Raw genomic sequence first — 17854 nt, 5'->3', positions numbered from 1 at the left:
GGCTTGGTACCCTGTTTCTGTTCCGGCAAAGACCGGAACGAGAGACAACAGGGAACACCAAAAATGGAAAGAGATGACCTGGACCTTAAGCCAACGGTATTGCGTGGTGACAAGGATGAGTTGACGCCGGGCCTGTCGCGGCGATCCTTTTTTATGGCGGCGGGTGCTGCCGGTGTTGGTGGGGCGGCCTCGCTGCTGACCACGACATCTGCCAAGGCGCAATCCACCGACTGGACACAACCCGGCAACAATAACGGCGTGATCGAATTGCAGAAAACCACGGGACAATCCGTGGATGGGACCGTCGGGATCGACTATTACGGTCACTGCGCCATCAAGATCACATCACCCGGTGGTGCCACCGTTCTGTTCGACCCCTGGCGCGATGACCCTTCGGGTGCGTGGGGTCTGTGGTTCAAGAATGAATTCCCGGAAACGCCGGTCGATATCTGCATGTCCACGCATACGCATTTCGACCATGACGCCATTCACCGTCCGGTTTCGACCATGGTTCTGGACCGGATGGTCGGGAACTTTGAATTCGCCGACATCAAGATCACCGGTTTTGCGGACAAACACGTGTGCCGCGCGCCGGGCTGGTACGACTGGACCAACGCACTGGGCGAGTTTGGAGTTCAAGCCTGCCCGCCGGACAATGTCAGCCACATGGACATGGTGGTTTATCTGATTGAAACCGGCGGCATCCGCACACTGATCTGGGGCGACAACCGGCACGATCCGCCACAGGAATTCTGGGATGCGATTGGCCAGGTTGATGTTCTGACATTGCCCGTCGACGGGTCGCAGCACATTCTGGACTATAAACAAGGCAACGACATCGTCGAAAAGCTGAAGCCCAAGATCGTCATTCCAACGCATTACCTGAGCGAGACCACAAGCTATACGCTGACCACGCTTCAGAATGCGGATGAATGGGTGAAATCGCAGAAAAGCTACAAGATGCTGGATTCGGCCAGCCTGTCTCTCGAATCGGGTGATGTGGCCGGAATGGATCGCGAGTTCCTGTATTTTGGGCACAACGCACACACAGCCTGACCTAGGCAGGCCGGTAGGGCGGTTACCTTCGCGCGGGCCGCCCTGCCACAAACTCACGTAAAGCTGACGTAGCCTCAGGGCGAATTCACCTTCAGCCGTTTAGCCGTTGCTGAACATCTTCGTCGTATTCACCCGCCGCCATCCGCTTGAACGCCCTTTTCCAACCATCCGCCAATTCCTCGGCCTCGGCACGGGTCGCTTTTCTGAGCAACCGGGCCGACGTCAGCCGCGCGATTGACTAATTCGGCTGTGTCCGTGCGATCAGCGAAATATCATCTCCGATGGATACCTGGCCCTCTTCAATCACCCGGTAATACCAACCCGTTCTGGACGTCTTCTCGAACAGGTAAGCCATCTTGCGATTCTGCGTATATTCGCTGACTTTCCAGCATGGCGATCAAGCCCGAAGGCGGCGGGAAGCGCGGCTTTGCGGGCATCATCGACTCGTATAATTCCCAGCGCGTCGGCTCTGCCGCCGTGTGTCAGAGGATCTCGCAAGGCGCTTTGGAGACGGCCGTGGGCTATGCCAAGGTGCGCGAACAGTTCGGCCGCCCGATTGCCGAATTCCAGGGCATCCAGTGGATGCTGGCGGAAATGCAGGTCAAGGTGAACGCGATGCGCAACTTCGTGTATCAGGCCGCGCTCAGCGCGCCGGGCACGCGCAACGGCTTCCCCGAGCCCATGCTGGCGGCACAGGCCAAGCTCTATGGCTCAGAAACCTCGAAAAAGGTCACTCATGACGCGCTGCAGAACCACGGCGCCGAGGGCTATTCCCGCGAGCGCCCGCTGGAGCGTTACTATCGTGACACCCGCATGTTCTCGATCGGCGGCGGCACCGCGCAGATCCTGCGCAACACGGTCGCCGGCGAAGTGCTGGGCATGCGCCTGCCGCAAACGCGCGACGGATACCCAAAACTCGCAGCCCGAAACGCAGCAAAAGCGGCAAAGTAAAGCAAAGGCCAGAGGCCGAAATGAGTTAACGCCCCTGGGCGACACGTTGCGCGGTGAAAACCCAATTTCGTTAACCAGGGGCGTTTTCTTATCGAAAACAAAGATGCTCTGTTGTCAGAGCTTCGACCGTTTCAAGGATGTCCTTCTCCAATTTGCGCGCGGCGGGTGACAGCGCCGATCCCGCTTTGCGCAACAGATGAATGTGGCGCTTTAAGGTCTCATTGGCCAGTGGACGGAACACAAGGTCGCTCGGACCTGAAGAGATTGCGGCCATTTCAGGCAGGATAGTCACGCCAATACCAGCCCTGACCATCCCCAGAATGGAGGTCAGGTTATGGGCCGATAAACGCGATCTGGCGTGTATCTTTTCGGATTCTGGACCCGGAATGCCGTCGGATAAGCTATTGGCGATCAGACGTTCATTTTCCAGCGCTTTCCAGTTGACGGGGCCGGTGCCCGTGGCCAACGGATGATCTGGGGCAACCAGAACGCCGAACCGGTCGGTCAGCAAAAGCTGGCTGTGCAGATTGGACCCGTTGACGCCCAGTGTTGCGATACCGATATCAATTCGACCGCGTGACAATTCATGCAAAACCGATTTTGAATCCATATCGCGCAGGTCGATCCGGACTTTGTCATATGTGTCTATTTTACGGGCAAAAACCTGCGGAATGATTGTGCCAGCCACTGATGGTACTGTGGCAATTCGAACATGTCCCAAACTGGCGTCAGCGAAATTTTCGATGGCCCGTACAGTATTGTCGAAATGCTGAACTTCCTGCTCTGATTGTTCGAGAACAAATTCTCCTAGTGCAGTGAGCTTGTTTTTCCGGTCCGTTTCGAACAGCGGTTCCCCAAGATGGGTTTCCAGCTGTTTCATCATCATCGACACCGCAGAAGGTGTTCGTTTCAGGACCAAAGCCGCGTCCGTCAGGTTGCCGCAACGCGCGACGGCGACAAAGCCACGAAGCAATTCGATTTTGAGTGTCATCCGATCATTTCAACTTATCTGAAGTAATGTTCAATAATTTTAGTTTGATTGATTACCCCAAAGAGGTCCATACCTGATCGATACTTTCTGAATGAGGCGACACAGCTATGGCTGACATCCAAAAGAACCTGATCGCTGGCGAGTGGCTGGCAGGTGAAAGCGAAATCGAAAACCGCAACCCATCTGATCTGAGCGACTTGGTTGGTATGTTTGCTCAGGCCAGCGCCGATCAGCTAGAGACAACGCTGGATCAGGCGCGTGTCGCACAAGCCGAATGGGCGGCTTTTGGGCTTGAGCGCAAACAGGCAGTTCTGAACGCCATCGGCAACGAATTGATGTCCCGTGCCGAAGAGCTGGGCACCCTGCTCAGCCGGGAAGAGGGCAAGCCTCTGGCCGAAGGCAAGGGCGAAGTCTATCGCGCCGGTCAGTTCTTTACCTATTACGCTGCCGAATGTCTGCGCCAGATTGGTGAGAACGCTGATTCAGTACGTCCCGACATCGAGGTTGATGTGCGCCGCGAGGCCGTAGGCGTTGTCGCCATCATCAGCCCGTGGAACTTCCCCACGGCAACCGCTTCGTGGAAAATCGCTCCGGCGTTGTGTTATGGCAACGCCGTTGTGTGGAAACCTGCCAACATTACGCCCGCCTCAGCGGTGGCCCTGACCGAGATCATCAATCGTCAGGATATCCCTAAGGGTCTGTTCAGTCTTGTGATGGGATCGGGCCGATCAATCGGTCAGCGTCTTGTCGAAAGCCCTAAGGTCAATGCGATTTCTTTCACCGGTTCGGTTCCGGTCGGCAAGGGTATCGCGGCGGCGGCCATCCAGAACCTAACCAAGGTTCAGATGGAAATGGGATCGAAAAACGCTCTGGCCGTTATGGACGACGCCGATCTGGATCTGGCGGTAACACTGGCCCTTGGCGGGGCGTTCGGTGGCACAGGGCAAAAATGCACGGCCTCCTCCCGCCTCGTGGTTCACGCAGGCATTCACGACGCGTTTGTAGAAAAGCTGGTTGCGGGTGCGCAGGCGATGAAAGTCGGCCACGCGCTCGAGGAAGGGGTTCAGATGGGCCCCGTCGTCAGCCAGCAGCAGTTGGCTGAAAATTTGGCCTATGTCGATCTGGGCAAATCCGAAGGCGCGGAACTGGCTTGTGGCGGGCAGCGTTTGGATATGCCGCATGAAGGCTTTTACATGTCGCCCGGCGTGTTCCTGAACACGCGCAACGATATGCGCATCAACCGCGAAGAAATGTTCGCGCCACTGACCAGCGTCATCAAGGTTGGCAGCTATGATGAAGCGCTGAGCGTCGTCAATGACACTAATTTCGGCCTGACCTCGGGCGTCGTGACCAAATCGCTGGCTCGGGCCACGCATTTCCGCCGCAACGCGCGCACCGGCGTTGTCACGGTGAACCTGCCCACCGCAGGCACTGATTATCATGTGCCGTTCGGTGGCCGCGGCGACAGTTCGTACGGGCCGCGCGAACAAGGCAAAGCCGCGGCTGAGTTCTACACAACGGTCAAGACCGCCTATATCAGCGCCGGAAAGCCGGATTGATGCTGATCGATTGCTTGCAATACGCCAACTGGTCGGAGAAAATATTCCGTCAATTGCGCGAAGGGGGCGTGGACGCGATCCACGTCACCATCGCCTATCACGAAAACTTCCGCGAAACGGTTCTGAATTTTGAGAAATGGAACCGTTGGTTCGAGAAATACCCCGACCTCATCATGAAAGGCCGCTGGGCCGGCGACATTGACGTGGCCCGAGAAACGGGGCGGACGGCGGTGTTCTTTGGCTTCCAGAACCCCTCGCCCATCGAAGACGATATCGGTCTGGTCGAAATCCTGCACGATCTGGGCGCGCGGTTCATGCAGCTGACCTATAATAACCAGTCATTGCTGGCGACGGGCTGTTACGAGGCCGAAGACACCGGCATCACCCGTATGGGCAAGCAGGTCATAAAAGAGATGAACCGCGTTGGTCTTGTGGTGGACATGAGCCATTCAGCAGATCGTTCAACCATCGAGGCGGCTGAGATTTCCGAACGTCCCATCGCCATCACCCATGCCAATCCGCATGAGTGGTCGCCTGCCCTTCGCAACAAGCGGGACATGGTTATTCGGACCGTAACAGAAAACGGTGGGATGCTGGGCTTTTCGGTCTACCCTCATCACCTCAAGGACAAATCCGACTGCACGCTTGAGAGTTTCTGCGAAATGATCGCGCGGACTGCGGACAAATACGGCGTTCAGCATTTGGGGATCGGCACCGACCTGTGCCAGGATCAACCCGACAGCATCGTGGAATGGATGCGCGTCGGTCGCTGGACCAAAGAGATCGACTATGGTGAGGGCTCTGCCTCAGCCCCCGGTTTCCCGCCCATGCCAGATTGGTTCCGGGACAATCGTGACTTTGGAAATATCAGGAATGGCTTGGGCAAGACCGGCCTGAACGCCGACGAAATCGCCGGAATAATGGGAGGCAACTGGTATCGCTTCTTTAATGACAACTTCGGGCCGCCGGAAAACTGAGGAGGCATGGCCGAATGACTGACGTTTCCCAACGCGACCCTAAGCTGGTGATGCGCCTTGCGCGCCTTGGATCGATGCACCAATCGCGCCTATCCTTCATGCGTGTTTTGACACGGCGTCTGGCCCGAGAAAACTGGCGGTTCGAGCAGACTGCTTTCGAGATTGATGAAAACGGCGTCGGCCATGCTGTTTATACAGCGCACGGGCCTGATGCGTCATATTCGTTGATCGCCTATGCCCATGACCTGCCGCCTGAAAAACGGTCTGATCGGGTGATTGCCGAAGCCTGGGACGCCACATTCACATTGTTCGATGGTGTGCCGACTGCGGATGACATCGAACGCCTGTCGCATAATATCCCGGTTCAGGAAGCCGGGCGCGTGACTGGCACAGAACTATCGGTCTCACGCGCGAACCGGTCGGTGCGCCTGTGGGAGCATGTCGTCAGCGAACTGGCTGGCGGACGCCAGCCGTCCGTCGCGAAAATCGAAGACGTCGGTTACCTGATGCGCACGACAGCCGTTTACGGCTCGGGCAAACTGGGTGCTGCGGATCGTGAGATGATCGCCGACCGCCCCGAATTTCGTGCGCCTTTCCAGGTTGAGATGTTGTCGGTCTATCTGACGCGCTGGTTTGTGACCGATCTAGTGCAATACATGGCAGACCTCCGCGCGGCAAAAGACGGAACCCGCGCGGCGCGGCTGGACCCAGGGATTGCCCGCTCGATTGGCATCGGCAACTCGACAGGTCTGGGCATGGCGCCGTTTCTGTTGAACCACCCGGTGCTGTTCAACAATTGGATGGCAGCACGCGAACGGGCTATTCAGGCCGTCCGTGCGGTTAAAAAGGCGACCGAGGCTGAAATCACCCTGCTCCGGGAAATGCTGACGCGCAACACGCAGATCGTCGAAACCTGGCATTCGGAACACCCGATCCAGATTGAGAAACTGGCGGCCCTTCGTGGGGATGTCGCCAAGGTTACCGACTATCTGGCCAGTGCCAATCTTGATGCGGATTATCCCTGGGATACGCTTTACACATGGGCCGAGACGAACCTGACCCTGGAAGGGCAGGAATGGATTGCCTCGCTTATTCTGGAACCTTACGGGGACCTAGTAGACGGGTTTGCCGAAAGTATGGCGGCAGATAACACCGCGACCTTCCGGATAGCGGGTGCGATGAAGATCGGCGATTTGCGGACGCTGCTGAAGGACATTTATGGCTGGGCGATCGAGACAGATTGGACCACTCCGGCCAGCAAGGCTCGCGCTTGGTATGTTTCCGAGGAAAAGCTGGAACCGCGCCTAGGTGAACGCTTTGAAGAACCTATTGAAGAATATGAACAGCCTCTGGCCCCCGGGCGAGATGCCGCACTATTGTATCAGGCTCTGGCTCATTGGTCGGACGAGGCACAGGTTGCGGATTTTCTTTTGCGCCACCCTGAACACCGCCACGTCCTGCGTCGGGTCCAGATCGTAGGTCGCGCACCCTATGCCGAAATTCGGGACAATACGATCTCGGACCGAGTACTTCCGATCGACATGTTGCGCTGCAAGCTATCCTTCTTTGGCGCGACCAAGTTTGATCCTCGCTCGGACCGCTGGGTTCGGATCTGCATGTATGGGAATGCTCCCCTGCCCTACGAATTGGCTTCTGAAAACGCCGATTTCTGGGTATTCCCCGAACTTGAAGAGGCCGTGGCATGAGCCATTCGTTGAATGAAATCGAAGCCATGAGCAAACGCGCCGCGCGCGGTGCCGGCCTGTCATGGGGGCTGGCCGAAGAGGCGGCCAAAGGCACGCGCTGGCTGTCGGCTTTCGGGTTCTCGGGGGCTGGGATGTTGGCCGATCTGCTGGAAATGAACGACCATATTCCGTCGATTGACGTGTCGCCCGTCTCTCTTAGCGCCGAAGTATGGCATGCTCCCACACGGCGTATGAGTCCGCTGATCGCCGGGGCATCGCTGAGCGATTGTGCCGTGCGGCTGATGAATCGGGGATCGATCACCATGGAGAACGTCAGCCTGCCCCTGTTGGCAGTGCCGTTCATGGGCGGTGCCGCGTTGCGTCTGGGCGTGCCGGTTTCTGCCGAATGGCAGGGGGTCCGCTTGGCCACCGACGGACGACAGGTTTGCGTAAAAGCCACGCCCGATGCGCTTGAGGCGCGCCACGCAAACAAGCTGGTCTTTTCCGCGCCCGCCGAAATGACCGGGCGTCGTGAACCGGTGCTACGCGCCGATGTGTCAGAGGAAAACTGGAACAGGCTCAGCGCCTTTGCCCATCGCACGTTCGCCCCCGCAACCGAGGAAAGCCGCTTGCGCGGCGCCGGTGCGGGATTGAGCGACAACGACTGAAATGCGGCTCCTGCACCGGGGCGCTTACAACTCTTACGAACGGGAATATATGATGATCGCCACTGAAACCCTGTCACTGTCCGAGATTGAAGACCTGGCCTTTCGCGCGCTTGTCAAAGCCGGAACATCCGAGGAAAACGCGCGTCCTTTGGCGGTCGCCACTGCGATGACCGAAGCGGATGGGGTGGCGTCACACGGGTTGGCTTATATTCCGATCTACGCTCAGCATGTCGAATGTGGCAAGGTGGACGGCACTGCAAAACCGGTGGTCACACAGCCTCGCCCTGCCGTTGTCACAGTGGATGCCGCCACTGGCTTTGCCCATAGTGCTATTGATTTGGGGTTCGAGAAACTGATCCCGCTGGCGCGCGAACAAGGCGTTGCAGTTCTGGCTGTCAACAACTCGTATAATTGCGGTGTTCTGGGCGTGCATACACAGCGGTTGGCGCAGGCCGGGCTGCTTGGGATCGGATTTACCAATGCCCCTGCCTCGATTGCCCCGTCGGGTGGCGCGAAACCCGTTGTCGGCACCAATCCATTTTCGATTTCCGCCCCCGATGCCGATGGCAATGCCGCGCTGCTGATCGATCAATCCGCCAGCACAATTGCCAAGAGCGAGGTGATGAAGCACGCCCGCGAAGGCAAATCTGTGCCCGAAGGCTGGGTGCTGGACGCCAATGGCCAACCCACCACCGACCCCGAGGCTGGCCTGAAAGGCTCGATGGTGCCATCGGGCGGTTACAAGGGTGTCGGCATTGCCCTGACCGTCGAACTAATGGCTGCCGCGATGGCGGGTGCGACGTTGGGTTCCGTGGCCAGCCCATTCTCGGGTACGGCTGGTGGCCCGCCAAAAACCGGTCAATTCTTTATTGCCATTGACCCGCAGGCGACTTCGGGCGGGCTGTTTCAGGACAAGCTGGCCGCTCTTATCGAGTCGGTCCGCTCGCAAGACGGTGCCCGCCTGCCAGGCGACGGTCGCAAGACATACAGAGAAGGGGCTGCAAAGGAAGGTGTCGCAGTGAACGCTGCCCTTCTTGAAAAGATCCGTGCGCTTTTGTGACGCGAAAGGGCAATAAACGGACGGAGAATAACAAACTGATATGCGCACCCCCTATAGATTTGGCGGGAATGGCGCACTTCAAAAAATAATAAGGCCATTTACCGACAAGGGAGAACAGAGATGTCGATAAAGGAACCGTTTACGGACTTAGAAATAAAGACCGCGGATGATGGTTTTTATGAGAACTACAGCGTCCCGATTGCGCTGATAAGCAAGGCGATCATGGTTGCTTTGGTGCTTTGGGCTTTGGTCTTTCCGGCCAATGCCAACGGCACCCTGGGCAGCTGGAACGGCAAATTGCTGGAGAGTTTCAACGGCTTTTACGTCATCATCGTGGGCTTTTTCTTTTTGTTTCTGGCGGTGGTGGCCATCCTTCCGGGCACCGGTAAGCGTGTCATGGGCACACCCGGAGAAAAGCCCGAGTTTTCGAACTTTTCGTGGTTCTCGATGATGTTCGGGGCCGGTCTTGGCGTGGGCCTAATGGTGTTTGCAACGGCCGAGCCGTTGGGGTTGTGGGGCTCAAACCCCGTTGTGGTTGCCGGGGATGTTCCGGGCAATGAACCCGAGGCGATCCAATCGGCCTATCGCTATACGTTCCTGCACTATGGTTTTCACGCCTGGGCGATCTATGTGGTGACGGGCCTGTCTTTGGCCTACTACGCCTATACGCGTAACATGCCACTGACGATCCGCGCGGCGCTGACGCCGCTGTTCGGCAAGCTGATGAACGGTTTTCTTGGTCATGTGGTTGACGTTTTGGGCGTGGTTGCGACCATCCTGGGTGTTTCGGTCACCATTGGTTTTGGTGTCAGCCAGTTTATCGACGGGGTCTATGCAATCACCGGTATGCAATGGGTAATGGACCTGAGCGGAGACGTTCCGGCACCATCCAAGGTGGGCTTGATCGCGGGTCTGGTCGTTATCATGGCACTTTCGATCATTTCGGCGGTTTCGGGTGTCGGCCGCGGGGTTAAGTATCTATCAAACCTGAACCTTGTGTTGTCGATTATCCTGCTTGGAACTTTTGTGGTGTTCGGCTCGTTTGTCTTTGCAATGACCACCTATGGTTCGGCGATGGTCGACTATATCTTCCACTTCCTCTCGCTGAGCTTTGGCGCTTATGGGCCGCTGTCGGCAGAAGCTTTTGCTGCAGCACTGCCCGCAGAAGCACAGGCCCATGCGGCAGACCTGATGGGGGGTGCTACCAACGCCTGGGGCAGCTTTGACGGCTTCAAGAGCGGTCTGGAAGGTGCAGCAGCTGAACTGGACGAAGCAACTCTGGCCGCAGCTTATGCCGCCGGTGAACAGGGCCGTCAGTTTGGTTGGCAGTCGGGCTGGACCACGTTCTATTGGGCTTGGTGGATCGCGTTCTCGCCGTTCGTTGGCTTGTTCCTAGCACGCATCTCAAAGGGTCGTACCGTGCGCGAGTTCATCCTGGGTTGCGTGTTCGCACCGGCATTGGTGTGCTTTGCCTGGATGACAGTCCTGGGCGGCACCGCGATCGATCTGGAACTGGCAGGCGCGGCCGAGGGCGCGATCATTGGGGCGTCGAACACCAACAAGCTGTTCGTGACTTTGTCTTACATGATCGACGGTGGGTTGTTGTCAATGCTGAACGTCATGTGCGTGATCCTGATCATGACCTTCCTGGTTACCTCTGCGGACTCCGGGATTTTGGTGATGAACACAATCATGTCGGGTGGCAGTCAGGAGACCGGCGTCAAACATCGCATCATTTGGGGTGTGATTCTGACCGCCGTAATCGGTGCGCTGATCTTGGCAGCGGGTGAGAACAACCCGATGGACGCATTGCGCAATGCGATGATCATCGGTGCGCTGCCGTTCACTATGGTGATGGGTTTGATGTGTGTTTCTCTGGCCAAGGCGCTTTATCGCGACGGGCAGCGGGACAGGCACGAAGACGCCGGAACACAGGCAGCTGAATAACCTAAGCCAATAATCCAATCAGCAACGCCGCCCCCTAGGGCGGCGTTTTTTTGCGTCTGTCCAGCTCTTATTATGGGTCTGGAAACTATCGTAAATTTGCGGTGGGTTCAGTATCGACAGGGCTGCGTAGGTCGCCCGCGTGGACCTAGACGTGGTCAACCAAATCACTTTGCCCGCCCCGAAGCATGAGCTGTGCAAGCCTAGTTTGATCTCAGCTTATTCATAAACAGCTGCGGCACCTTCCGCGCGTTTTTCATGATCAGAGTGGGCGCACCGCCAACCTGATTGCGCCGGATTGCCTTATAATCTTCCGTCGATTTCCTGAGAATTCGACGGACGCTGCCGTTGCTGGCCCCGCCAAGGCGCATCTTGGCCAAAACTTCCGGAAGATAGGCTGCTGAAATGCAGCCCTGGCCGAAATAACGCAGTATGCTGTCATAATCTGCTGAGATCTGGAAGCTGTCATCATAGCCACCCCACCGCGTGATGACATCGCGTTTGATAAATAAGCTCGGATGTGGTGGCATCCATCCACGTTTCAGATTGTGCGGGCCATAGGGTCCAGAAACCCAATGGCGCACCACCTTGTTGGTATCCCGCGCGGACACATATTCCAGATCACCATAGACCGCGTCTGCGCCGGTTTCCTCAAAGACCTGTGCAACACGAGTCAAAACCTCTGCATGTGCAAAAAAGTCATCAGAATGCAGCAACCCGACTACATCACCGGTTGCTCGGTCCGTGGCGCGGTTCAGTGCGTCGTAAAGGCCCCGATCTGTTTCACTGACCAGCCGCATACGCGGATCGTTTCGGGCATTGAGCAGCTCTAGCGTGCCATCACTAGAGCCTCCGTCCTGAACCACATGTTCGTAGTTGTCGTAGGTTTGTGTATCCAGGCTTTGCAAGGCATCTGGAAGGGTGGCCGCACGGTTCCAAACTGCTGTAAGGATAGAAAATTTCATGCATAATTCCAAAGAATAACAAACGTGAATATCAATCTTTCACAACGTCGTAACCGCAGCGTACTTAGCCTTGCTGAGGTTCGACCAGAAAGCGAGGCTGGTTACCTTTTTGCATCCCCGCAATGATCCGTCCTGCCAGCAACGACTGAAACGTCAATCGCACGTTAAACCAAGACGTTTTGACAGCCTTAATCGCTGTAATATTTGGACGCATATCTTCCGTAGGAATATCCGTAATGCTTGGCGCTATGGACATTGATCTGACCCAGAATAAGACCGGTTAAGCGCTGATTATCGGTGTGGAACAGGCGCATTGCCTCGGTGATGTCTTGCGCGGATGTGTCATTCCACTTGATGGTCAGCAGCACCGCATCCGCATTGCGTGCAATCAGGCGTGCGTCGGATACCAGCAATGTTGGCGGCGTGTCGATCAGTATGACGTCATAGAGCTTGCGCATGTCGTCCAGAAAAACCTTGAACCGTTCTGATGCAAATAGGTCCGCCGCATTCACCGAGGTCTCTTCACCAGCCAGAATATCGCAGTTCAGCAACGGGTCCTGAAAGATGACCTCTTGTGGCGTGGCGTCCCCGGACAGAACCGACACGATCCCTTTTTGGGGTGCGCCCTTGAGCTGCGCTGTCATGGTCAGGCGTCGGATATCGCCTTCGACCAGCAAGACCTTTTTGCCGATACCGACAAAGTTCTGGGCCAACGCCAGTGAATTTGTCGTCTTCCCCTCGCCCGGCAGCGATGAGGTCATAACCACAACTTGTGGCGGGCGGTCCACGTTGGACAGCATCAGCGAAGTTCTCAGGTTGCGCACCGCCTCGGCCGTGGCAGAGGACGGCTTGTCGGCCAGATATTCCAGAACCTTGCGGCGCCCGCGTGCAGGAAAGATCGGGATCTGACCCAAAACGCTGTAGCCGGTCTTGCGTTCCAAATCCTGCGCAGAGCGATAGCCTTTGCGTCGCGCTTCAGCCAACAAGACGAACCCGCCGCCCAGCATGAGGCCCAGTATGGCCGAGAGCATTAGCATTCGGGATTTTCGGGGCGAAGTCGGGATGCTGGGAATAACGGCGCGTGACAATTGCCGACTATCCGCCTTTTGAATCCCTTCCTGCGCCGATGTCTCTTTCAGCCGTGCCAGAAAATACTCATAAAGCAGCCGAACCGCTTCGGCCTCACGCACCAATTGCTGCAGCGTAATCAGGTCCGCATTCTGCTGCGCGATCTTTTGCCCAAGGTCTTCTGCCGATTGTGTCAGGGCCTGAACCTGCTGCGTCGACCGCCGCACTTCAAGCGCTGTGCGCGCGAGAAGGCGTTGAAAAGCGGTGTCAAAGACTGTCTCGCCCGTACCGGAATCCTCGATTTGCGTGAAAAGACGTTGCAACTGCGGGTCCTGGCTGGCTTCAGCCTGAGCCGCGCGGTTGTCTGCGGAAGACAGTGCGTCATACCGGGACTGTGCCGTGACACGGGTTGCCTCGGCAGATACACGACGTTCACGAAGATCTTTCAATTGCACTTCCTGCAACTGTAGAGCTTCGGGTGAGATCAGCGCAGTCGTCCCATTGAAGTCGCTGACTTTTGCCTCAGCCGTTTCCAATTCGACTTGCAGCTCGGCCACACGGTCGGTCAGCCACGCCGTCGCCTGTTCGGTGGCCTCAAACTTTACCTCGATCTGGTTCAGTACGTATAGTTCGACGATCGTGTCGGCTATCAGAGCTGACTTGCGTGCCGATTCCGTCTCGACCGTAACTTCGAACACCAAGCTTTGCGGCACGATTTTGACCGAGAGCTTCTTGAGCAGGGCAGTAATCACGCTGTCCCGGGTTTTCTGCTGGGTCAATTCCTCGGCCACCTGCTCGGGGTCGCTTCCGGCGCCAAGCACTAATTTGACGAACTGTTTGACTCCATCGAGTGCCGAGTCCGGCAGAAGATCGGAATTGAACTCGGGATCAGAAACGAGGTCCAGCTTGTCCACGACCTTGCCTATCAGGCCGCGGGACTGCAGCACTTCCAATTCGGAATTGACTTCAGCGGTGTCTCCGGCCAGACCGCCCACTACGCTTTGAAGGTCAACCACGCTGGCTTGATCGGTTTCCAGCATGACCACCGCAGTCGACCTGTATAGTGGCACGGCGACGACAAAGGCGTAATACCCTCCGATCAAAATGGCTATGGCGGTGGCCAGGGCAATGATCCACTTTCCACGCCATAATGTGCCTATCAAAACTCCTAAATCGACCACGTCATCTTCTGGCGCGTCACCCATTGGTGACCGGCTCGAATTGAACTGTGCTTCGTGTATTGGAGATTGCTTCATATCAAATAATTTATCCCAAATGCCGGATACACGCGAAACGCGTTTGAAGCCGCTCTCTACAAGGTTCCAGCGCATAAATAAAGGCCCGCCCGTATGCCAAACTGCCAGTTCAAAAAGCCGCGGTGAAAACCACCTTGCCCCTGCATTTCATGACTGCTGTTTGGGTCGGTTCAAACCAGGCTTCTAGCCACTTCCCCCTTATCTGACTATGGGCGCATGACTTCCGATCAACCCGTACGGTCGCCTAATTAAAAATCAATAATCTTAGAAAATTATTCCGGGTGAAGAACGATCAAGTCTCAACCCATGACTGAATGCTAACGTCATGCATCAAGTGAGAATGAGTACCCGCAAAGCCCGGGTTTCTGAACACGCAGCTACGGAAATCTGAGGGCAATTGGCATCTCATCCAATGAAGTCGCACCAATCCAATAAGTTGGAGATCAACAGAATGTCCCGCGCAGTAATTGCCAGCAAGGCTGAACCAGCCTTTGTCAATCAACCCAGGCATCAAACAACCGATGAAGTGAAAGGGGTTGTTAATAATGATTAATCTTGGCCTTTCCATCACATCATTGGCGACGCGCAATGGTCCTGGCGGTATTAAAAACTTGAACCCGTCGCTTTGGCTCGACCCCGCCGATATGCGCTCACTGTTTCAGAACTGGGCAGGGACGATGCCCATACTGGGTCCGGGTCAACCGGTGGGGTTGATGCTGGATAAATCGAACGATCTTAAACCTGGCCCTGACGCTGTCACGGACGGGGGGTTAAACGATGGTGAGGCTCATTGGAATACGAACGGTGATGCAACCATTTCAAACGGACAAGTGCGCATCCACTCACCCGATGGGTCGTATTCAAACGTCGTGCAGACTGATATTTTAACGGTCGGAGAATGGTACCGACTAGAATATACAGTGACCGCATATGGCTTTGGTGGCCTGTCTATCAGCGGTGTGACGGGCAACCCGCCCTTGCCTACCACAATAGGCCGGCACAGCGTTATTATACAATCGAAGGTAGAATACCTTAGCATCAAGCGGCGATCGGGACCGACGGATATAACCATTGCTGATATAGCGGCCCGTAGCATTCCCGGATACCACGCCGCGCAGAAATTTAATGACGACCAGCGCCCTTTTCTTGCCCGGCACCCGATGAGTGGGATCAGGAACTTGATGGACAACTCTGCGAGTTTCGCAGGGTGGAACGATAGTGCTGGATCTCTTACTGCGACTGCACTGGGAATGCCAGAAATAGAGATGGTGAAACTGGCCGCGAGGGTCGGCCAAAGTGGTCTGACATTTGTTGCCCTGCCTTCGGCTGTCCAAGCCGCACAGACTGTTACATTCTCTGTTGTTGCCTCGGCGGCGGAATATCCAATCCTGCACTTTACCGGTGGCGACGGGTTTGCTGCGTCGCGCGGGGCCTTCGAAGTCGATTTGACGACGGGCGCAATCCTGTCCGGTTCAGCTTATGTTGAAAGCCTTGGCAGCGGTCTTTTCCGGGTATCCAAACAACTGGACTACAGCGGCACGGGCAATAAAAACCTCTATCTTCGACCCCGAGAGGAAATGGGGGTCGATGTTCTGGGGGATGGTGTGAAGGGCATTCTGCTTGCACAGGCTCAGCTTGAAATCGGATCCGCACCGACACCGTACCAGAACCGTATCAATCAGTATGACGTCACTGAATCTGGACAGCGCGCTTTCTGGTATCTTTCGAATGATCAAATTGACGACGAACTTGTCGTTGAGTTCCCTGACCTGGGATCGGACGTCACTGAATTTTGGGCAGATGAGAACGGGGTCACGATCCGTGGCGGCCAGCTCATCGGGGCGGGTAACAGGGTGGTGCCGGGTGGTGCGTCTCTTTATGCCTATGGCGCAATTGGACGCGCATTGTCAGGACCGGAAACCGAGCAATTGCGGAAATTTCTTGAGCTGAGGGCGGCGGTCAGTAGTTAAAGCGCAAACTGGTACTCTTCGATGAGTGGATTTGCTTAGAAATCGCCTCTTGCGGTTGACCGCAGGAGGTATTCCGCCAAACCGAAACCAATGTGCGGGTTTAAGCTCGGGCCATGGTTGGGCGAATTGCTGTCCGCTGATTGGCCAGGTCTGGGATCGGTCAGCGCTCTTGCTTGTCGACCGAAACAAGGCAAGTGCAGCCGAATGTCAGACGGCCGCGCCACCTGTCTATGTAATCGAGTGACCAGCCCAAAAATTCTGGACAAGTTAAATTTCGGATTTCCCATTTTTTCAAACTGTTTTTAAATGCCCTCGAGCCTACGTTTCGAACGACCCGTTTCCCATGTCGCCACGGCTCATGCAGGAAAGTGAACTCAATGACCGAAGCCTATATCTGCGAGTATATTCGAACGCCGATCGGCCGTTTTGGTGGTACTCTGGCCCCGGTACGCCCTGACGATTTGGGCGCGATTCCTATACGTGCCTTGATGGCGCGCAATCCACGCGTTGACTGGGATGCTGTCGATGACGTGATATTCGGTTGCGCCAACCAGGCCGGTGAAGACAATCGCAACGTGGCGCGCATGTCATTGCTGCTTGCGGGCATGCCTGTGGCTGTCCCCGGTACGACCATTAACCGCCTGTGTGGATCCGGTATGGATGCTGTGATCAACGCCGCGCGGGCGATCCGCTGTGGTGATGCCGACCTGGTGGTCGCTGGCGGGGTTGAGAGCATGTCGCGCGCACCCTTTGTTATGCCCAAGGCCGAAAGCGCCTTTTCACGAGCGAATGCTGTTTATGACACCACCATTGGCTGGCGCTTTATCAACCCGGTGATCAAGTCACAGTACGGTGTCGACTCCATGCCGGAAACTGCTGAGAACGTCGCCGAGGATTTCAATGTGACGCGTGACGCGCAGGACGCATTCGCGCTTCGCAGTCAAGAGCGCGCGGCCAAAGCTATCGCGTCGGGTCGGCTGGCACAGGAAATTACTCCGGTCGAACTGCCGCAGCGAAAAGGCGATCCAGTTCTGTTTGCAACCGATGAGCATCCCCGCAGCACGACGCTGGAAAAATTGACCAACCTGCCCGCGCCTTTCCGTAATGGCGGAACAGTCACGGCTGGCAATGCCTCGGGCGTCAATGACGGGGCTGCCGCGCTGATCATCGCCTCGGCTGATGCCGCCAGGACATACGGACTGACCCCGATGGCCCGCATTGTTAGCGGGGCGTCGGCGGGTGTGGCACCTCGGATTATGGGTATCGGTCCGATCCCGGCCACGCAAAAGCTGTGCGCCCGTTTGGGCCTGAAACCCGAAGACTTCGACGTGGTTGAACTGAATGAGGCTTTTGCCGCGCAAGGTATCGCAGTTCTGCGCGGCCTAGGTCTGGCCGAGGATAGCGCGCATGTGAATCCAAATGGCGGGGCCATTGCTCTGGGGCACCCGCTGGGCATGACCGGGGCCCGGATCGCTGGAACGGCGGCACTGGAGCTGTCGTTGGGTGGCCACAAACGCGCGCTGGCCACCATGTGCGTTGGTGTTGGTCAGGGTATCGCCATCGCGCTGGAAGCCGTCTGATCGATTTACGAAAGCTCGGTAGAGCTGAGGACGCAGAAAAAACTGGCCGATAGAGATTTCAATGCAGGTGTCCGGTGCGTAACTCCTTTGCCTCAACCTTGGGGCGATCCAACACTAAATAGAT

14 protein-coding genes are annotated in these 17854 nt (G+C 56.5%); 10 read left to right on the top strand and 4 right to left on the bottom strand.

The annotated features are described in order from the left end of the window. The first annotated feature begins 63 nt into the window (after nt 1–63). Complete coding sequence (locus ACR0DL_RS20550; RefSeq protein WP_170379806.1) at nt 64–1056, top strand: MBL fold metallo-hydrolase; 993 nt, start codon at nt 64–66, stop codon at nt 1054–1056. Between the two features lie 238 nt (nt 1057–1294). On the opposite strand, the gene ACR0DL_RS20545 is transcribed toward ACR0DL_RS20550, so the two are convergent. Beyond that, nucleotides 1295–1411 carry an MOSC domain-containing protein gene (locus ACR0DL_RS20545; protein ID WP_480691052.1) on the bottom strand — a complete coding sequence of 39 codons (117 nt, stop codon included), beginning with the start codon at nt 1409–1411 and terminating at the stop codon, nt 1295–1297. Between the two features lie 35 nt (nt 1412–1446). Between ACR0DL_RS20545 and ACR0DL_RS20540 the strand changes: the two genes are divergently transcribed. Then, on the top strand, nt 1447–2007 hold the full coding sequence (locus ACR0DL_RS20540) for an acyl-CoA dehydrogenase family protein (protein ID WP_480691050.1): 561 nt from the start codon (nt 1447–1449) through the stop codon (nt 2005–2007). A gap of 88 nt (nt 2008–2095) precedes the next feature. On the opposite strand, the gene ACR0DL_RS20535 is transcribed toward ACR0DL_RS20540, so the two are convergent. Beyond that, nucleotides 2096–2998 (bottom strand): LysR family transcriptional regulator, encoded by a 903-nt coding sequence (locus ACR0DL_RS20535; RefSeq protein ID WP_480691048.1) that lies wholly within the window; start codon nt 2996–2998, stop codon nt 2096–2098. A gap of 107 nt (nt 2999–3105) precedes the next feature. Here ACR0DL_RS20535 and ACR0DL_RS20530 point away from each other — a divergent pair, with 107 nt between their 5' ends. The 6 genes from ACR0DL_RS20530 to ACR0DL_RS20505 all read left to right on the top strand — a co-directional run bounded on the left by ACR0DL_RS20530 (nt 3106) and on the right by ACR0DL_RS20505 (nt 10894). Then, entirely contained in the window at nt 3106–4557 is a 1452-nt protein-coding gene (locus tag ACR0DL_RS20530; protein WP_480691046.1) for an aldehyde dehydrogenase family protein, read from the top strand. Beyond that, nucleotides 4557–5534, top strand: coding sequence for a membrane dipeptidase (locus tag ACR0DL_RS20525; RefSeq protein ID WP_480691044.1), 978 nt, complete (start codon nt 4557–4559; stop codon nt 5532–5534). The genes ACR0DL_RS20530 and ACR0DL_RS20525 overlap by 1 nt, the downstream gene beginning before the upstream one ends. 14 nt (nt 5535–5548) lie before the next feature. Next, nucleotides 5549–7240 (top strand): hypothetical protein, encoded by a 1692-nt coding sequence (locus ACR0DL_RS20520; RefSeq protein ID WP_480691042.1) that lies wholly within the window; start codon nt 5549–5551, stop codon nt 7238–7240. Further along, nucleotides 7237–7887, top strand: a complete 651-nt coding sequence (locus ACR0DL_RS20515; protein WP_480691040.1) for a DUF3726 domain-containing protein — start codon at nt 7237–7239, stop codon at nt 7885–7887. The genes ACR0DL_RS20520 and ACR0DL_RS20515 overlap by 4 nt, the downstream gene beginning before the upstream one ends. A gap of 52 nt (nt 7888–7939) precedes the next feature. Continuing rightward, nucleotides 7940–8947, top strand: a complete 1008-nt coding sequence (locus tag ACR0DL_RS20510) for an Ldh family oxidoreductase (protein WP_170352002.1) — start codon at nt 7940–7942, stop codon at nt 8945–8947. 120 nt (nt 8948–9067) lie between these two features. Beyond that, the gene (locus tag ACR0DL_RS20505; protein WP_170362750.1) at nt 9068–10894 is read left to right on the top strand and encodes a BCCT family transporter; all 1827 of its coding nucleotides are present in this window, start codon (nt 9068–9070) and stop codon (nt 10892–10894) included. Between the two features lie 200 nt (nt 10895–11094). Here the strand turns inward: ACR0DL_RS20505 and ACR0DL_RS20500 are convergent, their stop codons facing one another. After that, nucleotides 11095–11856, bottom strand: a complete 762-nt coding sequence (locus ACR0DL_RS20500; RefSeq protein ID WP_480691038.1) for a glycosyltransferase family 2 protein — start codon at nt 11854–11856, stop codon at nt 11095–11097. A 188-nt stretch (nt 11857–12044) separates the two neighbouring features. Continuing rightward, complete coding sequence (locus ACR0DL_RS20495; RefSeq protein ID WP_480691036.1) at nt 12045–14129, bottom strand: GumC family protein; 2085 nt, start codon at nt 14127–14129, stop codon at nt 12045–12047. 596 nt (nt 14130–14725) lie between these two features. Here ACR0DL_RS20495 and ACR0DL_RS20490 point away from each other — a divergent pair. Together ACR0DL_RS20490 and pcaF are read left to right on the top strand one after the other, a co-directional pair. Then, nucleotides 14726–16150 carry a phage head spike fiber domain-containing protein gene (locus tag ACR0DL_RS20490; RefSeq protein ID WP_480691034.1) on the top strand — a complete coding sequence of 475 codons (1425 nt, stop codon included), beginning with the start codon at nt 14726–14728 and terminating at the stop codon, nt 16148–16150. 377 nt (nt 16151–16527) lie between these two features. Then, nucleotides 16528–17730 carry a 3-oxoadipyl-CoA thiolase gene (gene pcaF / locus ACR0DL_RS20485; protein WP_480691032.1) on the top strand — a complete coding sequence of 401 codons (1203 nt, stop codon included), beginning with the start codon at nt 16528–16530 and terminating at the stop codon, nt 17728–17730. The last annotated feature ends 124 nt before the right edge of the window (nt 17731–17854 follow it).

It is taken from the genome of Ruegeria sp. BB5 (assembly GCF_056539405.1).
The sequence above is the reverse complement of the archived record's forward strand: the minus strand, read 5'-3'. Positions and strand labels throughout refer to the sequence as shown.